This is a genomic window from Mucilaginibacter sp. P1_D10 (assembly GCF_056406215.1).
Map to the genome: position 1 here is coordinate 228,662 of NZ_JBFUAP010000007.1, position 26,110 is coordinate 254,771.

Sequence of the window (26,110 nt, forward strand, 5' to 3'; positions counted from 1 at the left end):
CCAGAAAAGACATGAAAGGATTTTTACTATCGTTCCGGTCGGAGTTTTACAAGAGCCGCAAAACCGCCGGTTTCTGGGGAGCCATCATACTGCCATTTTTGATAAGCCTGTTGGCTTTATCTATCTTTTACTTCAAGAGCGAGAAATTCGTGGCGATGCCCGGCATGATGCTGTGGCTGCAATTCGCGTTGGTAAGCCTGGGCGTAATGGGCACCCTGCTGTTACCGATGTACACCATATTTATTGCCTATTCTGTAAACAACTTAGAGCATAAGGCCGATACCTGGAAAACGCTGTTCAGCCTGCCTATTTCGCGCTGGTCGGTTTACGGGGCAAAGTTTGCTTACGCGGTTTTCCTGATTTTATTGTGCCTGGCCTTGTTCGTGCTGTTCACTATCGGCTTCGGCAATCTGCTAAGCCTGCTGAAACCCGAGCTTAAATTCAATACTTACCATCTGGAATGGGTGCTTACGCAGGTGTACTTCAAGCTGTTCCTTTCGTCGTTAGGCATCCTTTCTATTCAGTTTTTGATGAGCCTCCTCTGGAGCGATTTTTTGAAGCCGATGGGCATCGGTTTCATACTTACCATTGTTGGTATCACAGCAGCTTCCAAAGATTGGGAGTATGCTTATACTCTGCCCTATGCGCACCCTATGGTAGCCTTAAGTAGTATGTTCAAAAACAAAAGGGGGCCCGCCCAGGACATTGCGATAGATATATTCACTAAAGATGTATTCGTTGCGGTGGCCGTATCGGTAGTGGTTTTTATAGCGGGGTACTTCATCGTACAAAGGAAGAGCGTGAAATAAAGAACATCAACAACAATTAAATATTCGAGGCGCGGGCAACCGTGCCTTTTTTTGTTGCCTATTTTTCTACCTTTAGTGAACCTGTTATCATCCTATCCGCAACAATGAAACGTATCCATACCGCTCTGCTGGCACTGGCATGTACTGCACTGTGCTTAACTGCGCCTGCGCAAAATATCAACCCCGTGCTGTTATCAAACCCATGGAAAGCCTCCTGGATAACTGTGCCTAACCAGCCGGCGCAGGGCTACGGCGTTTATTATTTCAGCAAGTCGGTGGATTTGCCTACTAAACCGGCGACGTTCGTGGTGCATGTATCGGCAGATAACCGGTATAAACTATACGTAAACCATACGCTCGTATCCCTTGGACCCGCCCGTGGCGATACTTATTACTGGAACTACGAAACCGTAGATATTGCCCCATTCCTAACCAGCGGCAAAAACACCATCGCCGCTGAGGTGTGGAACGATGGCGAATACCGCCCCGAGGCGCAAATATCGCAGCAAACCGCCTTTATTTTGCAGGGCGATACCGGCGTAGAAGAAATGTTGAATACCGATAACAGCTGGAAATGCATCCGCAACGATGCCTATAAACCTGTATTAGGTGTAGGCTATAGCACCTATTACGTTGCCGGCCCCGGCGAACTGGTGGATATGCACAAATCCGTCAAAAACTGGCAGGATAGCGATAATGGTTGGCTCAATGCCCAAAAAATAGACAGGGGAAACCCCAAAGGCATCACCAATGCTTTCGGCTGGATGCTGGTACCCTCATCCTTACCGCAAATGGAATTGAAACAACAACGGTTGATGGCAGTGCGCAAGGCGAGCGGTGTTAACGTCCCCGCGACTTTCCTCTCAGGTACCGCGCCGCTTACCATTCCGGCCAATACCAAAGCCTCGCTGCTTTTAGACCAATCCCTCCTTACCAACGCCTACCTCAGCCTAAATTTCAGCGGGGGTGATAATGCGGGTATCTCGTTCACCTATTGCGAATCGCCGATGAAAAACGTAGGCAATACCTATCAAATTGTAAAACCTAACCGCAACGATGTAGATGGGTATAAATTCGTTGGCCGAAAGGATAGCCTTATTTCTGATGGCTCGGCTAAGCAAAGCTTCACAACGCTGGCCTTCCGCACCTATCGCTACATTTTGGTGAATATCTCTACTAAAGATGAGCCGCTGACCATTAACGATATCTACGGCACCTTTACCGGCTATCCCTTTAAATTCAAGGCCAAATTGAACGCCGGCAATCCAGAACTGCAGCAAATGCTGGATATCGGTTTCCGCACGGCCCGCTCCTGCGCCATGGAAACCTACTTCGATTGCCCCTATTACGAGCAGCTGCAGTACATAGGCGACGGGCGCATACAGGCCCTCGTTTCCTATTACAATACCGGCGATGATCGGCTGGCCCGCAACGCCCTCAACCAAATGGACCACTCGCGCCTGGCGGAGGGAATTACGCTGAGCAGGCACCCATCGTTCAGTCCGCAAATTATATCTACCTTCTCGCTCTGGTACGTCAGCATGCTACACGATTATTGGATGTACCGCAACGATGAGGCCTTCGTAAGAGAAAAGCTCGATGGCACCCGGCAGGTGCTGGCTTTCTTCGCCCGGTATCAACAGGCAGATGGCTCGCTAAAAAACCCGCCCTATTGGCGCTTTGTAGATTGGGTGGGCACCAAAGGCTGGGATTTTGGCCAGCCGCCAAAAGATGCCAAAGGCAACTCGGCTATGCTGGATATGCAACTGCTATGGACCTACCAGCAGGCAGCCGAAATGGAGGCCAAAATAGGCATGCCGGTGTATGCGCAACAATACCGCGCCGCCGCCGCTAAATTAAAGGCAACGATCCAACGCAAGTATTGGGATGCCACCAAAGGTTTTTATGCCGATGCAGGCGACAAGCTCACTTACTCGCAACATACCAATGCTCTGGCTATCCTAAGCGGCGTGGCGGGCGCAAATATCGCACCCCTCGCCAAAAAAATGGCGACCGACAGCAACCTGGTGAAATGCACCATCTACTTTAAATACTACCTACACCAGGCATTGGTAAAAGGCGGTCTGGGGAATGATTACATGGATTGGCTGGATGTTTGGCGCGACAACATCAAGATGGGCCTGACTACCTGGGCGGAAATATCCGACCTGGAGCATAACCGCAGCGATTGCCACGCCTGGGGAGCCAGTCCCAATATCGAGTTCTTCCGAACCGTGCTGGGAATAGACAGCGATGCGCCGGGCTTCAGCAAAATAAAGATAGTGCCGCACCTGGGTAAAATGGTGAATGCCAGCGGAGAGATACCGCACCCCAACGGCGTGGTTGCTGTTGATTACGTCAAAAAGGGCAGTAAATGGGCCATTACGATAAATTTACCGATGCGTACAGATGGCTTATTGATATGGAAAGGTAAAAGCTATCCGCTGAAGGGCGGCAAGAATAGCTTTAGTATTTAATATCCCCGTTATGGAATCTTTGCGGTATTTGTGTTTTAATTTTACGCCAAAGAACACAGATTTAATTCGTTTACCCGGCATTACAGGTGGAAGAAAAACAAGCGCAGCCCCGACGTAAGATTATCCATATAGATATGGATGCCTTTTACGCGTCGGTAGAGCAGCGCGACAATCCCGAATACCGCGGCAAGCCCCTGGTGGTTGGTGGCTCGCCCGATGCTCGCGGCGTAGTGGCTACGGCAAGTTACGAGGCGCGTAAGTTCGGTGTGCGTTCGGCCATGTCGAGCAGAAGGGCTTTGCAGCTTTGCCCGCATGCCATCTTCGTAAGGCCGAGGTTTGCGGCGTATAAAGAGGTATCGCAGCATATCCGTGAGATATTTAGCCGGTACACCGATTTGATAGAGCCGCTTTCCCTGGATGAGGCCTACCTGGATGTCACCGAAGATAAACTTGGCATAGGCTCGGCTATAGATATTGCCAAAGCCATAAAACAAGCCATAAAAGATGAGCTTGGCCTCACTGCTTCAGCGGGCGTATCGGTAAATAAATTCGTGGCCAAAATAGCCTCTGATATGCAAAAGCCGGATGGCCTTACGTTCATCGGCCCCTCGTCGCTGGCATCGTTCATAGAAAAATTACCGGTCGAGAAATTCTGGGGTGTGGGCAAGGTAACGGCCGATAAGATGAAAAAACTGGGCCTGTTTACCGGGGCCGACCTTAAGCAGCTTACCCTGGAGCATATAATCCGTCACTTTGGCAAGGCTGGGGCCTTTTATTATAATATAGTAAGAGGCATTGATGAGCGCGAAGTGCAGCCTCACCGCGAAACCAAATCTGTTAGCGCCGAAGACACTTTCCTGTACGACCTTAGCGCATTAGATGAAATGGAAGCAGAGCTGGACAAGATAGCCCTGCTGGTACATCAGCGGCTTGTAAAGTACGAACTGAAAGGCCGCACCATAACCCTGAAAGTAAAATACAGCGATTTCAGGCAGATAACGCGCAGCCAATCATACCCGGATGGGCTGGATGATTTGCACACCATTGCTACTACTGCCAAAAGCCTTTTGCGCGCCACGGATGTGGATGATAGCGCCGTGCGATTGCTGGGTATAACGGTTTCTAACTTTTCCACCCCGGAAATAAGAGAAAAGGGCCCCTCCGGCCAACTCGAATTATTTTAAAGCGCATTTTTGTTCTAAGATCTTTCCATCTGTTATTTTTTGATAAAACGGGCATATATAATGCGCTTTTGTCAATATATCCTACGGTTTGCGTAGTTCTTTTAGTAAAAATGGTAACGAATGATGCTTTTTAAAAAGAAATAATAAAAAATTGTCATTTTTTTTGTCATTTTCATTTTATTATTCTACTTTTAGATTATGCCTCTAAGGAAATATAGACATATTTTAACTTTTTTCTTGCTATTCGAGGCATTTTTTCTGCTTTCTCTTCCTTTTTTCGAACAAAAGGAAACATCTTCTATAGATTCTCTTACAAATTACAGGCAAAACCAAGAGAGGCGAAGTATCAGCGCAGCTTTTTACCTTAAAAGCCGTGTAAGGAGTTTCCAAACCAACAAAATCCGTTTCCAGTCTTTATCCGGCGACGCGATTACCATTTTAAGTTCAGGTTTCTTATACCTGAAAAGCGATTACCATTGGCATGATTTAGCTATTGAGCGGCTAACCAAGCTAATGCTGTTCCCGTACCACTCCTTTTGGTAAGGTTGAATTTGGAGCAAAAAACTGCCGCTATTCCTGATTGATATTTACCGATAACCCCTTCGTATATGAAAGGGCCCGAAAGGAAGTACGAAGGAATGGCATGCCGTTATTGTTTCCACTCTTGTTTAACGCCCACTACCAGGGCGCCCCGACTATTTTAATTTAATCACTTATCACGACAACAAAATGAAAAAAATTGTACCATTCGGCATACTCGTAATCGTAGTTATCCTGGCCTTTATGTTCCCGGGCAACGTAGCTGCCGCTAAACCCGCAACAACCTACGTTGGTGCCGATATTGCCTGGTTGCTTATCTCTACCGCGCTTGTATTATTAATGACACCAGGCCTTGCCTTCTTTTACGGCGGCATGGTGCGCAAGAAAAACGTAATTTCTACTATGCTGCAAAGCTTTGTTTGTATGGGCCTTATCACTATCATCTGGGTAGTATTCGGTTTCAGCATGGCTTTCGGCGATGATGTTAAGGGATGGGGTATCATTGGCGACCCTAAATCATTCTTCATGATGCAAAACACGCTTGGCGTGGCATGGGCAGCAGCACCCGGCATCCCGGTTATCCTGTTCGCCATGTTCCAGTTAAAATTCGCGGTTATTACACCTGCGTTAATTACCGGTGCATTTGCAGAACGTATCCGCTTCAACTCTTACCTTATCTTCATTACGCTTTTCATCGTTATTATCTACATCCCGCTTGCGCACGCAACCTGGCACCCGGATGGTATTTTCTTTAAATACGGCGTGTTAGACTTTGCCGGCGGTACCGTGGTACACATGAGCGCTGGTTGGGCAGCTTTGGCTTCAGCCCTTTACCTGAAAAAACGTAATAAAGTAGAAGATGCGCACACTCCTGCGCGTATCAGCTACGTAATATTGGGTACAGGTTTGCTTTGGTTCGGTTGGTTCGGTTTCAATGCAGGTTCTGCATTAGGCTCGGGCGAACTGGCTGCTACAGCTTTGGCAACTACTACAACAGCTTCGGCTGCTGCGGCCATGTCATGGATATTTTTTGATATTTTGAGAGGCAAAAAGCCTTCTGCAATGGGTGCTTGTATTGGTGCCGTAGTAGGTTTGGTTGCTGTAACCCCTGCTGCCGGCTTCATCACCGTATCAAGCTCATTAATAGTAGGTATTGTTGCTGCTGTGGTAAGTAATTTAGTAGTTATATGGCGCTCTAAAACAAACATCGATGATACGCTGGATGTTTTCCCTTGCCATGGTGTTGGTGGTATGGTAGGTATGTTGATGACCGGTATCTTCGCAACCAAAAGCGTTAACAGCCTTGGTGCAGAAGGCCTGGCCTACGGCGAAACCGCCTTATTTGTTAAACATGTGGTGGCTTTAGTATCGGTATCGGCATTTGCTTTCTTCGGGTCTCTTCTGTTATTGAAGGTAACCGATATGATAAGCAAGTTGCGTGTATCTGAAGCCGACGAACTAGCTGGTCTGGATATGAGCCAGCACGACGAAGAGCTATAACCATACATCGAACGTGTTTATAAAAAGGGGGCGCTATTGCGCCCCTTTTTTGTTTATAGCGTTCTGGATTTAACCGCAAAGCGCGCAAAGATTTGCGATTTCGTGGGCACCAAGCGCACAAAGCTATTTATTAGAGATAATCGGTGGCAGTTGGGTTTGGACCTTACGCCTTATAATCGGCAATGCTGAGCTTGTTTTTGCAGAAGCTGTATTCGTGCTCCTGGTTAGAGCAAATGATGGTGAGGCGGCCAGTGCTGTATTGTTCTATAAGGCCCAGGTACCAATCGATGCCCTGGGTATCGAGGTTTGAAGTGGGTTCGTCAAGCATCAGCATGGGGGTATCCGAGCAGAATGCAAGGGCCAGTTTAAGCCGCTGTTTCATGCCCGATGAAAAATATTTGACAAGTTTGTTGCGGCTACCCGTCAGGCCCAGCGTATCAGCAACCGCCTGTTTATCAAGCCCCGGTTTGTAGTTTTTGAATTTGAAATGGAAATCGATGATTTCGCTTAGGCTGAAATCTTCTATCAACTCCAGGTAGGGTGCGGCAAGGCTAAGGTAAGTGAATACATTTTCTGCCTCCACGGGCTTGCCATCGTACGTGTAGGCCAAATCTCCGGCAGACGGTGCCAAACTCCCATTCAATACCTGCAGCAAGGTTGATTTCCCCGAACCATTAGCGCCCAGGATGGCGTAACTCTCCCTATCGGCAAAAGTATAATCTATCCCCCCGAATATCCATTCGCGGTTAAACCTGCGGCCTATATTTTTGAGGGAGATGTTCATGGTCTTTTGTCTGAACTCGAATTTTTCGCGGGTGTTTGTTTGAGGCGCTCAAGAGGGCTGCGCCGTTTATGGAATTAAAGAATTTACAGAATTCCTTATGCGGCGTTTTGCGTAGTTTCAATTCTGCCCATTCTAAAATTCTGTAAATTCTGATTCCGACAATTTATATACTCCCAAAACCCTTCATGATGCCGCGTTGCGAGTTTTGTACGAAGTTGATTATCTCGTCGCGCTCCACGGTTGGGTTAAACTCGGCTTCGATAATATCGAGGGCCTTGGTCATGTTGTATTTCTTGAGGAAGATGATGCGGTAGATCTCCTGTATCTCGTTGATGGTTGCTGCCGAAAATCCCCTGCGGCGTAAACCCACCGAGTTGATGCCGATATAGGATAATGGCTCGCGGCCTGCTTTGGTGAAAGGCGGCACGTCTTTACGTACCAGCGATCCGCCCGATATCATGCTGTGCGCACCAATCTCTACGAACTGGTGAACGGCAGAGGTTCCGCCGATGAAGGCGTAATCATACACGTTGATGTGTCCGGCCAGCTGCACGGCATTGGCGATGATTACATTATCGCCTATAACGCAATCATGCGCTACGTGCACGTAGGCCATTAGCAGGCAGTTGCTGCCTATGGTGGTGGTGTTTTTATCTAAGGCGGTGCCGCGGTTAAGGGTTACGCATTCGCGGATAACGGTGTTATCGCCAACGGTAACGGTGCTTGGCTCGCCTTTGTATTTCAGATCCTGTGGTGGGGCAGATACAACCGCGCCCGGGAAAATACGGCAGTTTTTGCCTATGCGCGCGCCATCCATAATAACCGAGTTGGAACCCACCCAGGTACCTTCGCCAATTTCTACATCTTTATGGATGGTAACGAATGGTTCAATTACTACGTTATCGGCAATTTTGGCCTGAGGGTGTATATATGCTAAGGGCTGTATCATGCTTCTATTTATATTTTACTATTTGTGCCATTAGCTCGGCCTCTACCACAATCTTTTCGCCAACCATGCCTATGCCTTTCATCTGCGCAATACCGCGGCGTATGGGCGCAACCAGGTCGCAACGGAATATTAACGTACTACCAGGCAAAACCTTGTCTTTAAACCTGGCGTTTTCTATCTTCAGGAACAGCGTAAGCCAGTTCTCCGGGTCGGGTACGGTGTTCAGCACCAAAATACCGCCTGTTTGTGCCATGGCCTCTATCTGCAAAACCCCCGGCATTACGGGCGCTCCCGGGAAATGACCAACAAAAAACGGCTCGTTCATGGTAACGGCTTTTAAACCTACCACATGCGTCTTTGATAGCTCTAATATCTTATCTATCAACAACAATGGCGGGCGGTGAGGCAGTATATTCATTATCTGCACCGTATCGTAAACGGGTGTCATGTTTGGATCGTACACCTTTACATGTTTGCGGCTGCGCTCTTTTTTAATAAGCGTTTTTATCTTTTTAGCAAAGGCAACGTTTGCGGCGTGGCCCGGCCTTGCGGCCATAATATGCCCTTTCAACGGAACACCAACCAGTGCCAAATCGCCTATCATATCAAGCAGCTTGTGGCGTGCGGGCTCGTTCTGGTGGCGCAGTTCGATATTGTTCAGTATACCTTGTGGCGCTACGCTGATATCCTTGCGGTTGAACAGCTTGGCCAGGTGGGCAAGCTCTTCTTCGTCTACATCTTTATCAACAACCACAATGGCGTTGTTCAGGTCTCCGCCTTTTATCAGGTCGTGCTTTAGCAAAGCCTCTAATTCGTGCAAAAAGCAGAAAGTGCGGCTGGATGCTATTTCCTTTTTAAACTCGCTGATAGCCGATATAGTAGCATGCTGGCTACCTAAAACCTGCGAGTTATAATCAACCATACAAGTAAACCTATAATCGGTATCTAAAGGCATAGCCACCATTTCTACCTTGCGGTCGGGTTCGGTGTAGTGTATATTGTAAGGTATGTGGTAATACTCGCGGTCGGCCTCCTGCTCGGTAAAGCCTGTGGCCTCTATGGCATCTATGAATTGTATCGAACTACCGTCCATTATCGGCATTTCGGGGCCGCTAATATCTATCAGCACGTTATCTATCTCCAAACCAACCATTGCCGCCAGCACGTGCTCTACCGTACTTACGCTTGCGCCGTTTTGGGTAAGCGTGGTGCCGCGCGAGGTATCGGTTACGTTGTCGCAATCGGCATCAATGATGGGTTGCCCGGGTAAATCTACCCTGCGGAATTTGTAACCGTGTTTTTCCGGCGCGGGGTTAAAGGTAAGCGTAACAAACTCGCCGGTGTGCAGCCCTGTGCCCGAAACAGAAACAGGCTCTTTAATAGTTCTTTGTTTTACATTCATCTTATGTAGTTCATTGGTTCATTAGTTCATTAGTTCATTGGTTGTTTTGGTCGATAGTCCGGTTGCCACATTGGCACTAATGAACTAATGATCCAGTGAACTAATGAACCAGAAAAACTAATGAACGTTCTTCCTTAATTCCGTAATTATCTTTTCTAATTCTAAAACTCTCTTTTCTAATTCGGGCAGGCGACTCACCACAACATTCGACCGCATGTTGTTGCCGTATAATAATGCCGGCGAACCCGCCCATTTTTGGCCCTCCTGTTTTATCGGGCGGCTTACCCCCGATTGCGCCTGCACCTGCGTGCCTTTGGCGATGCTGATATGGCCTACAATACCCACTTGCCCGCCAAGCATCACATTTGCCTCCAATTTGGTGCTGCCGGCAATGCCGGTTTGGGCGGCAATCACCGTGTTTTCCCCAATCTCTACATTGTGGGCTATCTGTACCAGGTTATCCAGCTTGGTACCCTTATGTATAATGGTAGAGCCCATGGTGGCCCTATCGATAGTGGTATTAGAGCCTATCTCCACATCATCCTCAATAATTACATTACCTATCTGCGGTATTTTGTTGTAGGTACCATCCGGTTTTGGCGCAAAACCGAAACCATCGCTGCCGATTACTGAGCCCGAGTGGATAATAACATTGTTGCCTATAACACAATCAAAATAAACCGTAACACCAGGGAATAAAGTAACATTATCGCCAAGGGTTACATTATCTGCAATGTAGCAATTTGGGTACACTTTACAGTTATTTCCCAATTTTACATTTTGGCTGATATAGGCGAAAGCACCTACGTACGCATCCTGGCCAATTTGTGCCGAGGGGTGGATGAACGAGGGCTGCTCGATGCCTTTTTTATTTAATTTAAGCGTGTTGTATTGTTCCAGCAGCAGGGTAAAAGCGCTGTAGGCATTCTCCACCCGTATTAGCGATGCCCTTACCGGCCCGGTTATTTGCTGGCTGTTATTAATGATAACAATAGATGCATTTGTAGTGTACAAATACTGCTCATATTTTGGATTTGCCAAAAACGATAACGAACCCTGTTGCGCCTCTTCTATTTTAGCGAGCTGGCTAACGGCCGCAAGCGGGTCGCCTTCAACAGTTCCGTTTAGCATAAAGGCTATGTCCTTAGCGGTAAATTGCATCCTGCAAATTTATGTTTATTTTACGTTTTGTTTATGCCCTATTAACATTACCCATTTTTTCTGAACTCGAATTTTAAGGAATTAAGCGAATTAACAGAATTGCTTTTGGATTGGCATTTTTAATTCTGCCCATTCCTTAAATTCGTTTGATTCCAGTTTAGACAAGCCCCTTACTATAGCAAAGTATGTATTTTTTTACGGTTTTGGTCAGTGCCTCCAGGTTGCTGTTATCGCTTGCCTGTGCAATGTCCTTTATTTCGCCGTTCTTCATCAAGATCTGTATGTTGCCGTCGCCGTTGTTGTAGGCGTTGTTGCGTATTACGTCGGTAAAAACAAAATACCCGGCTTCCTCCTCGGTAATATTATATTTCGCAGCAGCCTTGCGCCTTAGCCCGGCCACAAACTCCTCATCGGGCGGGGTAGATGCCATATCCACATGGAAAAGCTTGCGCTGAATAAAGTTATTGCACAGGGTGCTCAGCACCAAATCGCTGCTATCGGCCCACACCTTTACGGCAGCCATTACATCGGTATCGTCTAGTTTCGCAAAAATATCCAGGTGTATGCTTTCGTCTGCAAAGGCCTCGCGGGGGATAATGTTATCTAAAAAGTGGCTAAGCGCCGGGGTAATGTTGAACTTTTGGCCCATTAGTGCCAACTCGCGGCTGCGGTTAAATATCTTGCAGAGCAGTTGCTCGGCCGCTATAACGGTTTTGTGCAGGTACACCTGCCAGTACATCAGGCGGCGCGCTATCAGGAATTTTTCTATCGAATAAATGCCTTTTTCCTCCACGGTAACATTGTCGTCTTTCACGTTCAGCATCTTGATGATACGGTCTGAACTGATAACCCCTTCAGATACGCCGGTAAAAAAACTGTCGCGGTTAAGGTAATCCATCCTATCCATATCAAGTTGGCTGGATACCAACTGATGCATGAATTTTTTATGATAAGTGCCCTTGAATATCTCTATAGCCAGCGAAAGCTGCCCGTCGAACTGCCGGTTCAGCTTATCCATCAGCAAAATAGAGATATGTTCGTGGTCGATGCCCTCTATGATGGTTTGCTCCAGCGCATGCGAGAAAGGGCCGTGGCCGATATCGTGCAACAGTATAGCAATCAGCAGGCCTTCTTTTTCTTCGGCGGTGATGGTGCAGCCTTTATTGCAAAGGGTTTCTATAGCGGTACCCATCAGGTGCATGGCCCCAATAGCGTGATGGAAACGGGTATGCAATGCGCCGGGGTACACCAAATGCGTCATGCCCAGTTGCTTGATATACCGTAGCCGCTGGAAGTAAGGGTGTTCGATTAGGTCGAAAACCAGGTCGCTCGGTATGCTGATGAACCCGTATACAGGGTCGTTTATAATCTTCTTTTTGTTCAATGCGGCGTTATAGTATGCAAAAGTGCCTAATTATGACAAAACAAGCACCATGCTAGTGTTAATATATGTTAAACCTTTGTATAATTTTACAACAAATTACACTACCCCGGGGTTATAGAGGGGTAAAATTAGATATATTATGCAAGATACCTCCATATTGTGGGCCGACGACGAGATTGACTTGTTGAAGCCACATATCATGTTCTTGACCGAAAAGGGCTACAAGGTTACCACCGTAACCAATGGCCACGACGCTTTAGACGAATTCAAAAAACAATACTTCGACCTGGTTTTCCTGGATGAAAACATGCCCGGCCTAACCGGGCTGGAAACCTTACAGCAAATAAAGAATATCCGCAGCGATGTGCCTATTGTTTTGATAACCAAGAATGAGGAAGAGTACCTGATGGAGGATGCCATTGGTTCTAAGATCGACGATTACCTCATTAAGCCGGTGCACCCCAAGCAGATACAGCTGACCATCAAAAAGCTCACCGAGAACAAGCGCCTGGTAACCGAGAAAACCACCATGGCCTACCAGATGGATTTCCGCACGCTGGGTATGACGCTGAACGATAACCTGAGCCACCAGGAATGGGTAGATGTGTACAAGAAACTTATATACTGGGAGCTGGAGCTGGAAACCCTGGAGGATGCCGGGATGCACGAGATACTAACCCTGCAAAAAGCCGAGGCCAATGTGCAGTTCTGCAAATTCGTAGAGCGCAACTACCTCGATTGGATAAAAAACCCCGATACCGCACCAACCTCGTCGCCACAGTTGTTCAAAAAGAAAGTATTCCCTAAGCTTGATGGCAACGGGCCGGTTTTCTTTATATTGATTGATAACCTGCGCTATGATCAGTTCAAGATCATCAACCCTATCATATCAGAGTACTTCAGGTTGGAAGAAGAGGATACTTACTACAGTATTTTACCAACGGCCACGCAGTACGCACGTAATGCCATATTTTCGGGCCTGATGCCTTTGGATATGGAGAAACGCTACCCGCAGATGTGGCAGAACGACGAGGACGAAGGCGGCAAGAACCTGTTCGAGGCGGATTTTATTGCCGATCAATTGAAACGCACCCTGCGCCGCGATATAAAGCACTCGTACCATAAGATTTTGAATATAGATGAGGGCCGCGCGCTGAACGAATCTGTAAGCAACCTGATGCAGAACGATTTGAATGTGGTGGTTTACAACTTTGTGGATATGCTGAGCCACGCCCGCACCGATATGCAGATGATACGCGAACTGGCCAGCGACGATGCAGCTTATCGCTCGTTGACGCTATCATGGTTCGAGCATTCGCCATTGTTCGATTTGCTGAAGTTTTTGGCATCTAAACAAGTGAGGGTTATCATCACTACGGATCATGGTACGATAAAGGTGAAGAACCCGAGCAAGATCATCGGCGACCGTAACACTAATACTAACCTACGTTATAAGCAAGGCAAAAATCTTAACTATAATGCCAAGGAGGTTTTCCACATACGCAACCCGCACGATGCCATGCTGCCTAAGCTGCATGTAAGCAGCAGCTTTGTGTTTGCCAAAGGCGATAGCTACTTTGTGTACCCCAACAATTACAACCATTTCGTGAATTTTTATAACGAAACGTTCCAGCATGGGGGTATCTCTTTAGAAGAAATGATTATCCCGATAGTAACCTACGGGCCGAAATAGCCTTTTTTTAACTACGTCATTGCGAGGAACGAAGCAATCCTCGGCGAGCAAATCGCCCTGGCAAATCGGCTCTCCTTACCGATGGTTGCCACGCTATCGCTCGCAATGACGTTTTTTGAAATTAATTCCCCATGGATATCAACATCAACACCCTCGAAGAACTGGCTGGCGCTGCGCCAGAGATACTAAAATACGCCGGCGACAACAGGATCTTTTTGTTTTACGGCGATATGGGTGCGGGCAAAACCACGCTCATCAAATCGCTTTGCGCCGCGCTGGGCGTAAGCGATGAGGTTACCAGCCCCACCTTTTCTATCGTAAACGAGTATGCCGGCACCGACGGCCCCGTTTACCATTTCGATTTTTACCGCCTGAAAGAACAGGGCGAGGCCCTGGATATGGGCTACGAGGAGTATTTTTTCTCCGATAACTATTGCTTTATAGAATGGCCCGAGAAGATTGCCGGGCTGATACCCGACCAATATACCGGCATCCGCATAGCCGTTACCGAAGAAGGCGCGCGGCAGATAACTGTGGAAAACATTTGATGCTTTAACCCGTTGTTTTTCTTATCTTCATCATCCGGAAAATAAGATAAAATGAGTTCAGGAAAATATAGCGGCTTTTCTGATGTTGCCCGCCAGGCACTGCTACAGCCCCAGGAATCGATGCTGGAGGTTAAAAGCAAAAAGAACAAACTGTACATCGGCATCCCCAAGGAAGTTTCGTTCCAGGAGAACCGCATTCCGCTTACCCCGCTTTCGGTAGCGTTGCTGGTAAACAACGGCCACGATGTGCTTTTAGAGAGTAATGCCGGCCAGGCAGCCAACTTTTCTGATAATAACTACAGCGAACAGGGCGCCCAGATCGTGTACGATACCAAACGCGTTTACGAAGCCGATATCATCATCAAGATAGCGCCGCCAACCATGGAAGAAATTGCCATGATGAGGCCGGGGCAATTATTAATCTCTGCTTTACAGGTTTCTACACTGCAGCCCGAGTGCCTGCAAGCGTTACTGGCTAAAAAAGTAACCGCCATTTGTTTCGAGAATATCGAAGACGAGGGCGGCACGCTTACCGTAGTACGCGCCATGAGCGAGATCGTAGGCGCTACATCCATCCTGATAGCGGCCGAATACCTGAGCAATATCTTCGGCGGCAAAGGGCTAATGTTGGGTGGCATAACCGGCGTACCACCAACCGAGATTGTGATTTTAGGCGCGGGCACCGTTGGCGAATATGCCGCGCGCACGGCCATTTCGCTGGGTGCCGAGGTAAAAGTTTTCGATCCATCTATCTACAAACTGCGTCGTTTGCAGAACAACATAGGCAGCCGCATTTTTACTTCGGTGATACAGCCAATTGTATTAGAGAAAGCTGTTACCGGATGTGATGTAGTTATTGGCGCCATGCGTGCCGACGATGGCCGTAGCCCTTGCCTGGTATCTGAAGCTACGGTGAGCAAAATGAAACCCAACTCGGTTATCATAGATGTAAGCATAGATCAGGGAGGCTGCTTCGAAACATCGGAAGTGACCAACCACACCAACCCGGTGTTCAGGAAATACGACGTTATACACTACTGTGTACCAAATATCGCCTCGCGAGTGGCGCGCACGGCTACCTATGCGCTTACTAATATTTTTGCGCCTATATTATTGGATATAGGCGAGCAGGGTGGCCTCAAGAATGTAATCTGGAAAAAGTCGGGCATACGCAATGCGGTGTATATTTACCAGGGCCACCTCACCAACAAGCATATGGGCGAACGCTTCGGTATCCCCTGTAAAGATTTGGATTTGCTTGTTGCCGCAAACCACTAATTTATACGGTTGGGTTTTCATCGCCCTAAGAAAACGTTTTAAAAGCAGCACAAAAAAGCTTACGAAGGGTTACACGATTCGCGAAATTATTGGACAATCAACTGAAGTCGGCGGGTTGAAAACCCGAAAGGTTTGCACTAAATACCAGGGTGTTTTGTGGCAACAGGCAGGCTTCTTTAGCTTGAGAGCGGTAGGCTCTGCGTTATTTATAAGGCACTACGCCGGTTTTATTGGTTATGTCGCGTATCACGTTATCCAGTTCGTCGGCAGATAGTTTGAGGTAATTTAATATTTCCGTCCGGGCTTCCTCGCTGTCCCGGGCATCATCAAGCAGCGGCAAAAGGCCCATAATACGGGCAAGCGGCGCCCTTATCACATGCGATTGCAGCCAGGATATCTCCTTCAGTTTTTCGTTCTGTTGCTCTATAGCTTCTATGTAATGCAGCCTGTCGGTTATATCATTGGCAACTATCATCCGGGCATTTCTCCCTTTGTAATTAATGTCGCTGCTTTTTATATCTACCAGAATAATTTCGCCGTTTTTCTTTTTGTGCCGTATGCTGCCCGCTGCATTAAACTGCGCGGTGTTGTTATATTCGTCTAAAATTACATCCAGCGCGGGTATATCTTCCGGCGGCCTGATATCTTTTATGGTCATGGATAAAAACTCCTCGTACGAGTAGCCATAATGTTGTATGGCCTCATTGTTTACATCTAAAAACTTAAGGGTGTCGAGGTCGAATACCCATTTTGGCAGGGGGCTTAACTGAAACAGCTCGCTGTATCGCTTTTCTGAATCCATTAAAAGGGAATCCGTTATCTTACGGGTGGTTATATCCTTAAAATATACCGAAAGCCCGTTGATTGATGGATATGCACTTATTTCGTACCATTTTTTTAATGGGGGGTAGTAGTCTTCAAAATGTACGGCGCATCCTGTGTCAATTGCTTTATGATATTGCTGATAGGATGCCGAATCGATGGAATCGGCAAAAACTTGCCAAAGGTTTTGGTTAAGCATTTCGCTTTTGGGCTTGCCCAATACCTTCTCGGCCATATTGTTCCAGTAATTCACCACCCAGTTTTTGTCGACCGCGAAGAAAGCATCACCTATACTCTCCAGTATAATGTTACGTTCTTCCAGTGCTGTTTTGGCAATTATTTCTGCCCTCACCCTTGCATCAATATCCTGGAAACTCCCGTAAACCCTCTGGCATTTACCATCAACAAATTCAGGCTCGCCCACTACACGTACCCAGCGGGTGTTGCCTTTGGCGGTAACAATTTGTAGTTCAATATCTATGGCGGCACCCTCGTTTATAGCGGCATCTATCGAGCGTACGATGGTTTCCCTGTCATGCCCCTCGCGGTAAAAACTGATGCCGGTTTGTGTGTTGGGTTCATAATCAGGGGCAACCTCATGTATGCGCCGCGTTATTTTCGACCAATACATCGTGCCTTTCGTTACATCTATTTCCCAACCGCCAACCTGGGCCAGGCTGGTAACTTTATCAAGCAAGGTTTTAAGCCTTTTTTTATCGGTAATATCTTTGCCAACGGCAAATATCAGCCCTTCCTCGGCGGAGTTGCTGGCCGTCCAGGATAGCCATATCACCCTGCCTGATCGGGTTACGAACCGGTTTTCGAAGTACAGTGTTTGTTTCTGGCCAATAAAGCTCTGCATCCGCGCCCTGCTGGCTTCCAACTCGTCGGGGTGCAGGAAATCGCCAAGCGTTTTAGAAAGTATCTCTTCTTCGGTATATTCCAGCAGCGTGCTCATGGCCGGGTTTACCCTTTTAAAATGGTAATCGGTGCCAATGATGCAGAGGATATCCGGGGCAGAGATAAATACCTGGTTTAACTCTTGCTCCAACTGCTTACGTTTTATTTCGGCGCCAAAATGCGTGCTGAACGCCGAGAACACGGTAATGAGATTAGCGTCGGCTTTTTCGCCGGCACACAGGCCCAAAAGCAATGCGCCTATAGTTTCTTTGCCTGAAATTAAGGGTATCGCATAAGCTTTCTTCAGCCTGGCTTCTTTAGCGGCATCGTGCCGCAGGAAATCCTCGCGCTCGTCCAGCCCGTCCCAAAACTGTATCTGGGTAGTTTTCCATGTCGCCCCAGGCAGGCCCTCGCCCTTTACGAAACTTTTGATGTGCCGGGTGTCATGATAAAATGCAGCCATCTCCGGCGTTGGTTCCAGGTGCGATGCCAGGCTTATCTTATTTTTATCGGCTCCAATGAGCCATACCTCGGCGAGTTTAAAATGGCCGTAGTCTACCAGGTGCTGCAGTAATTTCTCAAGCAAGGGCTGCAACGCGGTAGCCTCGTTAAACAACATGCTGACGCTGGTCAGCAGCGCAGCCTGTAATTCCTGGTTGCGGCGTTTTGTAACATCGCGCTGTACGGATATCCAATGCGTGTATAATCCCTTTTCGTCGGCAACAGGGGTTAGGGTGAAGTTAACCCAAAACTCTTCGCCGTTCTTTTTATAATTCAACAGCGTGGCTTCGCAGGGTTGCCATAGGCGCATGGCCTCGCTCAGGCGGGTAATTTCGGCCTTGTTCGTTTTGGCGCCTTGTAAAATGCGGGTCGTTTTGCCTATCACCTCGTCGGCGGTGTAGCCGGTCATGCTGGTAAACGCCTCGTTTGCATATAAAATAAGCGCGCCGGAGTCATCGGCAGGCTCGGCTTCTGTAATCAAAACAGCCTCGCTGGTGTTGGTGATGACAGACTCTAAGAGCTTTAGGTGCTGCTCTTCCTTTTTTTGTTTGGTAATATCCCGTATAAACATGGATATGCCCCCCGCAGAGGGGTAAACCCGGTTTTCCAGCCAGCGTTGCGAGACTGGGAAAAAATCCTCATGGCAAACATATATTTTTTTGGTAAAGGCGGTTTGTATGGCATCATATGTTGCCGTGCCAATGGCCTCCGGATAAACATCCCAAATGTGTTTCCCAATAAGCGATTCCAGGTTTCGGCCCATCATTTTCAACACCTGTTTATTCACATAAGTATAGCACAAGCTTTCGTCTAAGGCGATAAAACCGTCTCTCATGGTTTCCAGCAGCCCGCTTATTTGATCGGTTTGTTGCCTGAATTCAGATTCGATTTTTTTTTGTGCGGTGATGTCGGCAAAATTGCAAACTATTGCCTCAATGCCGGGTTCGTTAAACATGTTGGTAAAGGTGCATTGCAGCCAAACGTAATGGCCAAGGGCATGCTTTAACCGGAAACTGCAGTTTTGAGGGGTTCCGCTATCTGAAACGCTATGTATTAAAATATAAACGTATGCCTTGTCGTCTGGGTGTATCAGATCTACGATTGGTCTATCGGGTAAATCGGTATCGCCCCAACCATTGATTTTTCGCGCGGAACAGCTACCATAGGTCACCACAAGCAACTCATCCAGCAGCATGAGCCCGAAGTAACTATTTTCCAATAGTTTTTCTATGCGGGTATCAATCCCTAACAGCTTTTGGTTTATCATGCGGTAGTTCGGTGGGTATCGGCAAAAAATTAATATAACCTACCCCCGGGGCTTAGTGGTCTATAATACGTTTCGAAATTTAGTAAAGTTAATTTAGGGTTCCGGTTTTAGGGCATCGCGTACTTTAAAGTTAAAACCAAGCCAAAAATCACTTGCGATTGCGGCAGGGCGCGACGGATAAAAACTACGGGTTCTGGATGTTGTACGTAGTGGCTGATGGAAAGTTATCTAAATTATTCGCTAAAGGGGTATTTATTAATGGCTTTTATTGCTTTATGGCTTTCGCCGGCCATTGTTTTGTAGTCGGCTAAGTTGTGGTGCACAATGTAGTAAGCACTTATGTTTTCAAATGCACATCGATTATAAATATTAATACAGCGCTGTTACATATTGCATGTTTATGCGGTAATATGATTATATTAGGTACTTCAATAACCCCTGTTATGAAACCCGCTAAACCACTATCCACGCTACTGGTATGTGCCCTTATTTTTGGCACCACCGCATCGCTGAAATCTGATAAATGGGAGGTGTTATTCAATGGCAAGGACCTCAGCGGATGGGACACCTTCATCGGCCCCGACCTGGATGATAAAGGTAATTTTATTACCCGCACTCCTATAGGCTTAAACAGCGACCCCAAACAAGTATTCACAATAATAAAACAGGATGGTGATAGGGTTATACGCGTATCGGGCGAGAATTGGGGCGCCATCAGCACAAAAAAGGAGTATGCCAATTACCACCTGCAGCTGCAATTTAAATGGGGCGCGCTTACCTGGGGGCAAAAAAAAGGGCAGAAGATGGATAGCGGCCTTTTGTATCATTCGGTTGGGAAATATGGTGCCGATTACGGCGCCTGGATGCGATCGCAGGAGTTTCAGATAGAGCAGGGTAATTGCGGCGATTACTGGGGCGTAGCAGGCGGCATGGCCGATATACCCGTTATACGCCGTTACCAGAAGGATTATATTTATAATGTTGGCGGCATTATGAACAACTTTAGCGAAGGCAGCCCGCAGGGCAGGCATTGCATTAAAGGCGGCGATGCCGAAAACCCCAAAGGCGAATGGAACACGCTTGATTTATATTGCAACGGCGATACCAGCATCCACGTGATAAACGATAAAGTGATGATGGTACTTTACCATAGCAGGCAGATGGAGAACGGGCAACCGCAGCCGCTTACCAAAGGCAAATTGCAAATACAATCTGAAGGGGCCGAGGTGTTTTATAAAGAAATACAGATACAGCCCATTACCCAACTGCCGGTAGAGCTGGTTAAGCAATAAGGTTGGCTTTCTTTTCTTCTTCGGTTTCTTCATAGCTATAATTGTGGGCGGGGTAGGGTACTACGAAAGTCTGTTCAACCCGTTCAGATGATTTGAAATAGGCTATCCAGATACCGGAATAGATAATTTTTCTGATCATGGACAAGGCCGTGCTATCCAACACACTTCCGGTTACAATTATCACCAGGAAATAGTCGCTTACTGCAAATAACGCCAAAAATGCATAAAACCCGATAATATAACGGGGCAACACATCGCGTCGATTTACCAGCAAAACAAAGCAAAATGCAGCAAACGCTATCAAAATTACATTACCGGCAACCTCAAACAAGAACAAAGCTTTAAAAGCAACGTCGCTGGAGTTGCTGGGGTGGGCGTTCCATTTGCTTAAATCGAGGGATCCACTTTCGGCCATGGTGTAGGCTACAGCGAATGGCGTAATAGCCAGCCCGATAGCAATAAGAATAAGCCAGCCGCCTACCGGTATAAAGTTTGCGCCTGTTTCAAAAACCACAGCGCGGGTTTCGGTACGGTAAAGCTTTATGGCCAGCCACACAAGGGTTGCGGCCAGCGCCAGCACAAATATCATCAGGCTATAATTGGGTCGGAATGGTACCCGGCTAATATCGGGCGTATAGGTGAAGCTGTACCCCAGTTCATTATCTGCTATTTGTTTTACATCGGTACGTGCCTCATCAAGCTTATCAGGCGCTATGAAATCTTTCAGCGTACGGAAATTATAATCGAGCGTAAGCGTATCGCCCTGCACCCAGATGCGCGAATTGAAGCCATAGGCATCGCGTTGTATGCTGCTGCTGCTTTCGGCTATATCCCAGCCGCTTTTCATTATTACATGTACTAAGTGCTCAATATTCACAGGGTAACCAATAGCCGCAGGCATTTGCACCTTGCCGCTAATGGCGGGAAGCTGATCGTTTATAGCACCCGCATAAAAAGAAGCCGTGTACCTGCCGGGTTCTTTGTCGGCCTTAAAAAAGCCGGGGATGCGGTAATACTCTATTGTAATAAGCTCATTTTTTATTGCATCATCCTTAACGGTAATTGAGTCTGCCGCAAATTCTATTTTGGGGTAGCTTTTGGCGTAATAATCCAGGTAGTTTTTTTCTGTTTCGGCTATGCTGCCGCTTGCCAGCCTGTCGCGCATGCGGTCGGCTTCGGCAAGCGTATAGGTAGTTGTCACCTCCAGCAAAGTGCTCTCTTTCTCGCCCGCAGGCACTTTGTAGGTTTCTATAACCTTCATCTTGCCTGCATTAGTTGGCGTAATGGCTGTCAATGAAGTATTGCCGGCCATTAACACCAGGCCTTTGCCATAATTTGGGAAATAGAGGTTGGTACCACTGCCGCGTTGGTAGGCAATGGTAGCATCTATATAAACCGGCTTATTGTTGAGGGTAGCCACACAAACCGCATGATCGAAAACGGTTGGCGAGGGGATAAACGTATCAACCTTCGCTTCTGCATCAGTGTTAATCAATACCATGTGTGCATCAATGCCGTTGGCCATCAAAACCGAAGCCAGCAGCAGGGCCTTATCCTTGCAATCGCCGTAGCGCTGATTGTACACCTTTTCGGGGGTATTGGCCCTGTGCGAATATTCGCCCAGCTCTATACCCATATAGCGTATCTCATCCTGCACCATCTGCACCGCGCTGCGGAAGTATTTCTCCTTATCGCCAGCAGCATCGGCTTTTAGTTTAGCTACCCGGGCCGCCAGGTTACCCTTTAGGCCTGTTGATACGGGATTTACTTTGAGGGCCCAATCTATCACTTCCTGCCAGCTGCTATAATCGCTTATCTGTATATAGCTATAGTTATTGAACCAGCTGGGCGTGCCGCTGGCATCGGGTGGAGGCATCGCCTGCAAAAGATTCCATTCGTAGCACTTTAGGCCGTTCTTGTCTGTCGGGTCGGCAAGAGCCGCATTGTTGAACGCCTTGAAATTTAATTTACGGTTGGGCGATACCAGCAGGGCCTTGTAAAGCTGTGCGTAGGGCTGCATACCCTGCATGTAAAGCTGATCGGTGTATTTATGGCCGAATATAGGGTTGCGGCCGGTGATGGTATAGGCGTATTCTATACGGTCGCCTTTGCGGATATCGTCTAAAATACAAAGCGCCGAAAAGCTGCCCTGGTAAATAAATTTTGATAAGTCTTTTTCATCGGCAATCACCTTAAACGATTTTGCGCCGAGGCGACTTTCGGCTTTTCCGTTTCGCCAAACGGTGATGTCGTGAACGTCCAGCCGTTCGTACGATGGGTCAAAAGAGATGGAAATTTCCGATCCGTTTTGTATGCCCGCTTCGGATACAATCTCGCGTATCACATGCTTATAGTCGGCCTGCTTCTCTACCTGTATCTGTTCCTCAAAAAGCTGGTAGAAGAAACCATTGGTTACTTGCCGTGCCGGGAGTTTTTTATCAGAAAGCTTGAAGGTATTGAGCCAGGCAGGCCTCGCCGAAATATGCACGACAGGAGCACCTGCACGCGCAGCGGGCGGGCCCAAAATAAGCAGTAAACCGCTCATGGCGGCAATTAATAAGGGGACAAATAGTTTACGCATACCAGCCCTGAAAATAACAAATCTTAAATTATTTACCAATAGTTTAAAAATTAAATGATTGTTATATAATGCTGGCAACAAACGCCCGCCAAAAAAATAATGATGGCATAATGCGCTAAGTCCTTGCTATTTAAAAATTAAATTTATACCATTGTGTAATGTTGACACATAGTCTTTTTTGTGTCGATTAAATAAACCAATAATAAATAGAAATTTCACGGGGTGGAGAGTTTACCACAAAGGTCACAGAGGTTTTCACAAAGGCCACTAAGCCTAAAAAGCGACAATTATTCGGATGAATGTTGTTTTGTCTTTTGGTAATACTTAACCGCCTGCAAATTCTTTGTGCGCTTTGCGTTTTCCTCTTTGCGCACTTTGTGGTTAAAAACAAATGATTACCAATTAACTCAATATATGAAAAGAAAATACCTCCTGCTGATGAGCCTGCTACCGGCCATTGCATCGGCACAAACAAAATACACCGAAAGTAAAAACGGCGACGTAGTTACCGTTACCAACACCGCCGGGCAAAAGCTGGGCTACTCGGCAACATCGGGCGTAAAAATACTGACGGTTGACGGCCTGGCGTTTAAAGACCTCAACAAAAACGGCAAGCTTGATAAATACGAAGATTGGCGCCTACCCGTGGATGTACGCGCTAAGGACCTCGCCGGCAAAATGAGCGTAGAGCAAATTGCCGGGCTTATGCTTTACAGTCGCCACCAGATGATACCCTCTATACCGGTAGGGCCCTTCGCGGGCACGTATAATGGCAAAAATTTGGCCGAAAGCGGCCTTGACGCCTGGGATTTATCAGACCAGCAAAAGAAGTTCTTAACTAACGATAACGTGCGCCATGTGCTCATCACTTCGGTGCAAAGCCCCGAGGTTGCCGCGAGGTGGAATAATAATGCACAAGCATTAGTAGAAGGCATTGGGCTGGGCATCCCTAACAATAATAGTTCCGACCCGCGCCACGGCACGGTAGCCAACGCCGAATTCAACGCCGGCGCAGGCGGCAATATTTCTATGTGGCCGGGCTCGTTGGGTATGGCTGCTACATTCGATCCATCGGTTACTCAGGGCTTCGGGCACATTGCCGCGCAGGAATACCGTGCGCTGGGCATTGCCACCGCGCTATCGCCGCAGGTGGATATTGCTACCGACCCACGCTGGAACCGCTTTAGCGGAACCTTCGGCGAAGATCCTGCACTGGCCGCCGATATGGCAAGGGCTTATATCGATGGTTTCCAAACCTCAACAGGCGATAACGAAATTAAAAATGGCTGGGGCTTTAACAGCGTGAACGCCATGGTTAAACACTGGCCCGGCGGCGGCGCAGGCGAAGGTGGCCGCGATGCGCACTACGGTTTCGGCAAGTATGCCGTGTACCCGGGCAATAACTTCCAGCAGCATTTGATTCCTTTTACCCAGGGCGCGTTTAAGCTAAACGGCAAAACAGGTATGGCGGCAGCGGTGATGCCTTATTACACCATCAGCTGGAAACAGGATACCAAAAACCACGAGGACGTAGCCAATAACTACAACAAATACATTATTACCGACCTGTTACGCAACAAATACAAATACGATGGCGTGGTATGTACCGATTGGCTGGTAACCGGCGATGAAACCGTTATCAACAGCTTCCTGTCAGGTAAATCATGGGGGATGGAAAAAGCGACCGTTGCCCAGCGCCACTACAAGATACTGATGGCAGGCGTAGACCAGTTTGGCGGCAACAACGATATGGTGCCCGTAATAGATGCCTACCAAATGGGCGTTAAAGAACATGGCGAGGCTTTTATGCGCGCCCGTTTCGAGCAATCGGCAGTGCGTTTGTTAAGAGGCATTTTCCGCACCGGATTGTTCGAAAACCCGTACCTGGATGTAGATATTACCAAAAAGACGGTAGGGAACCCTGAATTTATGGCGGCCGGTTACCAGGCACAGCTAAAATCTATCGTGATGCTGAAGAACAAGGGCGGCATATTGCCCCTGCAAACCGGCAAAACTGTTTATGTGCCCAAAAAATTCACCCCGGCAGGTAAGAACTTCCTGGGTATGCCTTATCCCGAAAAAACCGAATACCCGGTAAATATGGAAACGGTAAAGAAATATTTTAAGGTGACCGACAATCCTGATTCTGCCGACTATGCCCTGGTGTTTATTGCCAGCCCGATTGGCCATGGCGGCTACAACGCCGATGATGTTAAAGCCGGTGGCAACGGCTATCTGCCCGTGTCCTTACAATACGGCACCTATACCGCCACAACTGCACGCGATACCAGCATTGCCGGCGGCGACCCGCTGGAGACCTTCACCAACCGCAGCTATAAAAACAAATCGGAAACATCAACCAACGTAACAGATTTGGCCATGGTTACCGATACCTATGCCAAGATGAAGGGCAAGCCGGTTATCGTATCGATAAACGTCAACAACCCGATGGTATTTACCGAACTGGAGAAACAGGCCAGTGCCATCATTGCCGATTTTGGCGTGCAGGGCCAGGCCAGCCTGGATATCCTTACCGGCAAGGCAGAGCCATCGGCCTTATTGCCTTTGCAGATGCCTTTGGATATGAAAACGGTAGAGGCCCAGTTTGAAGATGTACCGCACGATATGAAAGTATATGTAGACAGCGAAGGCCACGCCTACGATTTCGGTTACGGCTTGAACTGGAAAGGTGTGATAAAAGATGCGCGGACAGCAAAATATGTGAAGGGTGGCGCAAAGCCATAAATTAGCCTAACTTAGATTTGACAACTCTTCAAGAGTTGTCAAATCTTTAAATATGCCTAAAGTAATTGTTAAAAGTTGGAGGAAAGGAATGCAAAAGGTCGCCTTTACCCTACTGCAACGAGAATTGCTGATAATTTCGTTAAAGAACGCACAAAAAAATAAGCTTGATGTGCTTGATGGGAAAGAGGTTATCTTTCAAATCGATGATTTGTCTTTGGCAAACGAGTTTTTAAAGCGAGCAGATTTTCTTGGACTAAATTGTGAAATAGAACATTAAACAATCCTCACTATAA

General features: G+C 47.4%; 17 protein-coding genes. 10 read left to right on the forward strand and 7 right to left on the reverse strand.

Going from position 1 to position 26,110, the window contains the following annotated elements; all coding sequences use genetic code 11:
* The first annotated feature begins 11 nt into the window (after positions 1 to 11).
* The 4 genes from AC1DYT_RS13450 to AC1DYT_RS13465 all read left to right on the forward strand — a co-directional run bounded on the left by AC1DYT_RS13450 (position 12) and on the right by AC1DYT_RS13465 (position 6,510).
* Complete coding sequence (locus AC1DYT_RS13450; RefSeq protein WP_477457902.1) at positions 12 to 809, forward strand: ABC transporter permease; 798 nt, start codon at positions 12 to 14, stop codon at positions 807 to 809.
* Positions 810 to 913: 104 nt separating this feature from the next.
* The gene (locus tag AC1DYT_RS13455; protein WP_477470107.1) at positions 914 to 3,286 is read left to right on the forward strand and encodes an alpha-L-rhamnosidase-related protein; all 2,373 of its coding nucleotides are present in this window, start codon (positions 914 to 916) and stop codon (positions 3,284 to 3,286) included.
* A gap of 86 nt (positions 3,287 to 3,372) precedes the next feature.
* On the forward strand, positions 3,373 to 4,470 hold the full coding sequence (dinB, locus tag AC1DYT_RS13460) for a DNA polymerase IV (RefSeq protein WP_477470108.1): 1,098 nt from the start codon (positions 3,373 to 3,375) through the stop codon (positions 4,468 to 4,470).
* A gap of 729 nt (positions 4,471 to 5,199) precedes the next feature.
* Positions 5,200 to 6,510: an ammonium transporter gene (locus AC1DYT_RS13465; RefSeq protein WP_477470109.1), complete on the forward strand. Its 1,311-nt coding sequence runs from the start codon at positions 5,200 to 5,202 to the stop codon at positions 6,508 to 6,510.
* A 163-nt stretch (positions 6,511 to 6,673) separates the two neighbouring features.
* On the opposite strand, the gene AC1DYT_RS13470 is transcribed toward AC1DYT_RS13465, so the two are convergent.
* The 5 genes from AC1DYT_RS13470 to AC1DYT_RS13490 form a co-directional block, all read right to left on the reverse strand.
* On the reverse strand, positions 6,674 to 7,294 hold the full coding sequence (locus AC1DYT_RS13470; protein ID WP_477470110.1) for an ABC transporter ATP-binding protein: 621 nt from the start codon (positions 7,292 to 7,294) through the stop codon (positions 6,674 to 6,676).
* Between the two features lie 163 nt (positions 7,295 to 7,457).
* On the reverse strand, positions 7,458 to 8,243 hold the full coding sequence (gene lpxA / locus AC1DYT_RS13475; RefSeq protein ID WP_133226287.1) for an acyl-ACP--UDP-N-acetylglucosamine O-acyltransferase: 786 nt from the start codon (positions 8,241 to 8,243) through the stop codon (positions 7,458 to 7,460).
* 4 nt (positions 8,244 to 8,247) lie between these two features.
* Positions 8,248 to 9,645, reverse strand: a complete 1,398-nt coding sequence (locus AC1DYT_RS13480; RefSeq protein ID WP_477457907.1) for a bifunctional UDP-3-O-[3-hydroxymyristoyl] N-acetylglucosamine deacetylase/3-hydroxyacyl-ACP dehydratase — start codon at positions 9,643 to 9,645, stop codon at positions 8,248 to 8,250.
* 117 nt (positions 9,646 to 9,762) lie between these two features.
* Positions 9,763 to 10,806, reverse strand: a complete 1,044-nt coding sequence (gene lpxD / locus AC1DYT_RS13485) for a UDP-3-O-(3-hydroxymyristoyl)glucosamine N-acyltransferase (RefSeq protein ID WP_477470111.1) — start codon at positions 10,804 to 10,806, stop codon at positions 9,763 to 9,765.
* Positions 10,807 to 10,963: 157 nt separating this feature from the next.
* Positions 10,964 to 12,190, reverse strand: coding sequence for an HD domain-containing protein (locus AC1DYT_RS13490; RefSeq protein WP_477470112.1), 1,227 nt, complete (start codon positions 12,188 to 12,190; stop codon positions 10,964 to 10,966).
* A 139-nt stretch (positions 12,191 to 12,329) separates the two neighbouring features.
* On the opposite strand from AC1DYT_RS13490, the gene porX reads away from it, so the two are divergent.
* From porX to AC1DYT_RS13505, 3 genes are all read left to right on the forward strand, one after another.
* Positions 12,330 to 13,883: a T9SS response regulator signal transducer PorX gene (porX, locus tag AC1DYT_RS13495; protein ID WP_477470113.1), complete on the forward strand. Its 1,554-nt coding sequence runs from the start codon at positions 12,330 to 12,332 to the stop codon at positions 13,881 to 13,883.
* A gap of 131 nt (positions 13,884 to 14,014) precedes the next feature.
* On the forward strand, positions 14,015 to 14,431 hold the full coding sequence (gene tsaE, locus AC1DYT_RS13500; protein ID WP_477470114.1) for a tRNA (adenosine(37)-N6)-threonylcarbamoyltransferase complex ATPase subunit type 1 TsaE: 417 nt from the start codon (positions 14,015 to 14,017) through the stop codon (positions 14,429 to 14,431).
* A gap of 51 nt (positions 14,432 to 14,482) precedes the next feature.
* A complete protein-coding gene (locus AC1DYT_RS13505) occupies positions 14,483 to 15,709 on the forward strand; it encodes an alanine dehydrogenase (protein ID WP_477470115.1) in 1,227 nt (408 codons plus the stop codon).
* 202 nt (positions 15,710 to 15,911) lie between these two features.
* Here the strand turns inward: AC1DYT_RS13505 and AC1DYT_RS13510 are convergent, their stop codons facing one another.
* The gene (locus AC1DYT_RS13510; RefSeq protein ID WP_477470116.1) at positions 15,912 to 19,199 is read right to left on the reverse strand and encodes a PAS domain S-box protein; all 3,288 of its coding nucleotides are present in this window, start codon (positions 19,197 to 19,199) and stop codon (positions 15,912 to 15,914) included.
* Positions 19,200 to 19,642: 443 nt separating this feature from the next.
* Here AC1DYT_RS13510 and AC1DYT_RS13515 point away from each other — a divergent pair, with 443 nt between their 5' ends.
* On the forward strand, positions 19,643 to 20,491 hold the full coding sequence (locus tag AC1DYT_RS13515; RefSeq protein ID WP_477470117.1) for a 3-keto-disaccharide hydrolase: 849 nt from the start codon (positions 19,643 to 19,645) through the stop codon (positions 20,489 to 20,491).
* On the opposite strand, the gene AC1DYT_RS13520 is transcribed toward AC1DYT_RS13515, so the two are convergent.
* The gene (locus tag AC1DYT_RS13520) at positions 20,481 to 23,036 is read right to left on the reverse strand and encodes a DUF3857 domain-containing protein (RefSeq protein ID WP_477470118.1); all 2,556 of its coding nucleotides are present in this window, start codon (positions 23,034 to 23,036) and stop codon (positions 20,481 to 20,483) included. The genes AC1DYT_RS13515 and AC1DYT_RS13520 overlap by 11 nt on opposite strands.
* A gap of 450 nt (positions 23,037 to 23,486) precedes the next feature.
* On the opposite strand from AC1DYT_RS13520, the gene AC1DYT_RS13525 reads away from it, so the two are divergent.
* Together AC1DYT_RS13525 and AC1DYT_RS13530 are read left to right on the forward strand one after the other, a co-directional pair.
* On the forward strand, positions 23,487 to 25,817 hold the full coding sequence (locus AC1DYT_RS13525; protein WP_477470119.1) for a glycoside hydrolase family 3 protein: 2,331 nt from the start codon (positions 23,487 to 23,489) through the stop codon (positions 25,815 to 25,817).
* 52 nt (positions 25,818 to 25,869) lie between these two features.
* On the forward strand, positions 25,870 to 26,094 hold the full coding sequence (locus AC1DYT_RS13530) for a hypothetical protein (protein ID WP_477470120.1): 225 nt from the start codon (positions 25,870 to 25,872) through the stop codon (positions 26,092 to 26,094).
* Positions 26,095 to 26,110 lie beyond the last annotated feature (16 nt).

Coding starts and splice junctions, on each gene's coding strand:
- AC1DYT_RS13520 (WP_477470118.1), bottom strand. CDS start 23,036: ATGAGCGGTTTACTGCTTATTTTGGGCCCGCCCGCTGCGCGTGCAGGT.
- AC1DYT_RS13510 (WP_477470116.1), bottom strand. CDS start 19,199: ATGATAAACCAAAAGCTGTTAGGGATTGATACCCGCATAGAAAAACTA.
- lpxD (WP_477470111.1), bottom strand. CDS start 10,806: ATGCAATTTACCGCTAAGGACATAGCCTTTATGCTAAACGGAACTGTT.
- AC1DYT_RS13530 (WP_477470120.1), top strand. CDS start 25,870: ATGCCTAAAGTAATTGTTAAAAGTTGGAGGAAAGGAATGCAAAAGGTC.
- porX (WP_477470113.1), top strand. CDS start 12,330: ATGCAAGATACCTCCATATTGTGGGCCGACGACGAGATTGACTTGTTG.
- AC1DYT_RS13465 (WP_477470109.1), top strand. CDS start 5,200: ATGAAAAAAATTGTACCATTCGGCATACTCGTAATCGTAGTTATCCTG.
- AC1DYT_RS13450 (WP_477457902.1), top strand. CDS start 12: ATGAAAGGATTTTTACTATCGTTCCGGTCGGAGTTTTACAAGAGCCGC.
- AC1DYT_RS13505 (WP_477470115.1), top strand. CDS start 14,483: ATGAGTTCAGGAAAATATAGCGGCTTTTCTGATGTTGCCCGCCAGGCA.
- tsaE (WP_477470114.1), top strand. CDS start 14,015: ATGGATATCAACATCAACACCCTCGAAGAACTGGCTGGCGCTGCGCCA.
- AC1DYT_RS13455 (WP_477470107.1), top strand. CDS start 914: ATGAAACGTATCCATACCGCTCTGCTGGCACTGGCATGTACTGCACTG.
- lpxA (WP_133226287.1), bottom strand. CDS start 8,243: ATGATACAGCCCTTAGCATATATACACCCTCAGGCCAAAATTGCCGAT.
- AC1DYT_RS13470 (WP_477470110.1), bottom strand. CDS start 7,294: ATGAACATCTCCCTCAAAAATATAGGCCGCAGGTTTAACCGCGAATGG.
- AC1DYT_RS13525 (WP_477470119.1), top strand. CDS start 23,487: ATGAAAAGAAAATACCTCCTGCTGATGAGCCTGCTACCGGCCATTGCA.
- AC1DYT_RS13480 (WP_477457907.1), bottom strand. CDS start 9,645: ATGAATGTAAAACAAAGAACTATTAAAGAGCCTGTTTCTGTTTCGGGC.
- AC1DYT_RS13515 (WP_477470117.1), top strand. CDS start 19,643: ATGAAACCCGCTAAACCACTATCCACGCTACTGGTATGTGCCCTTATT.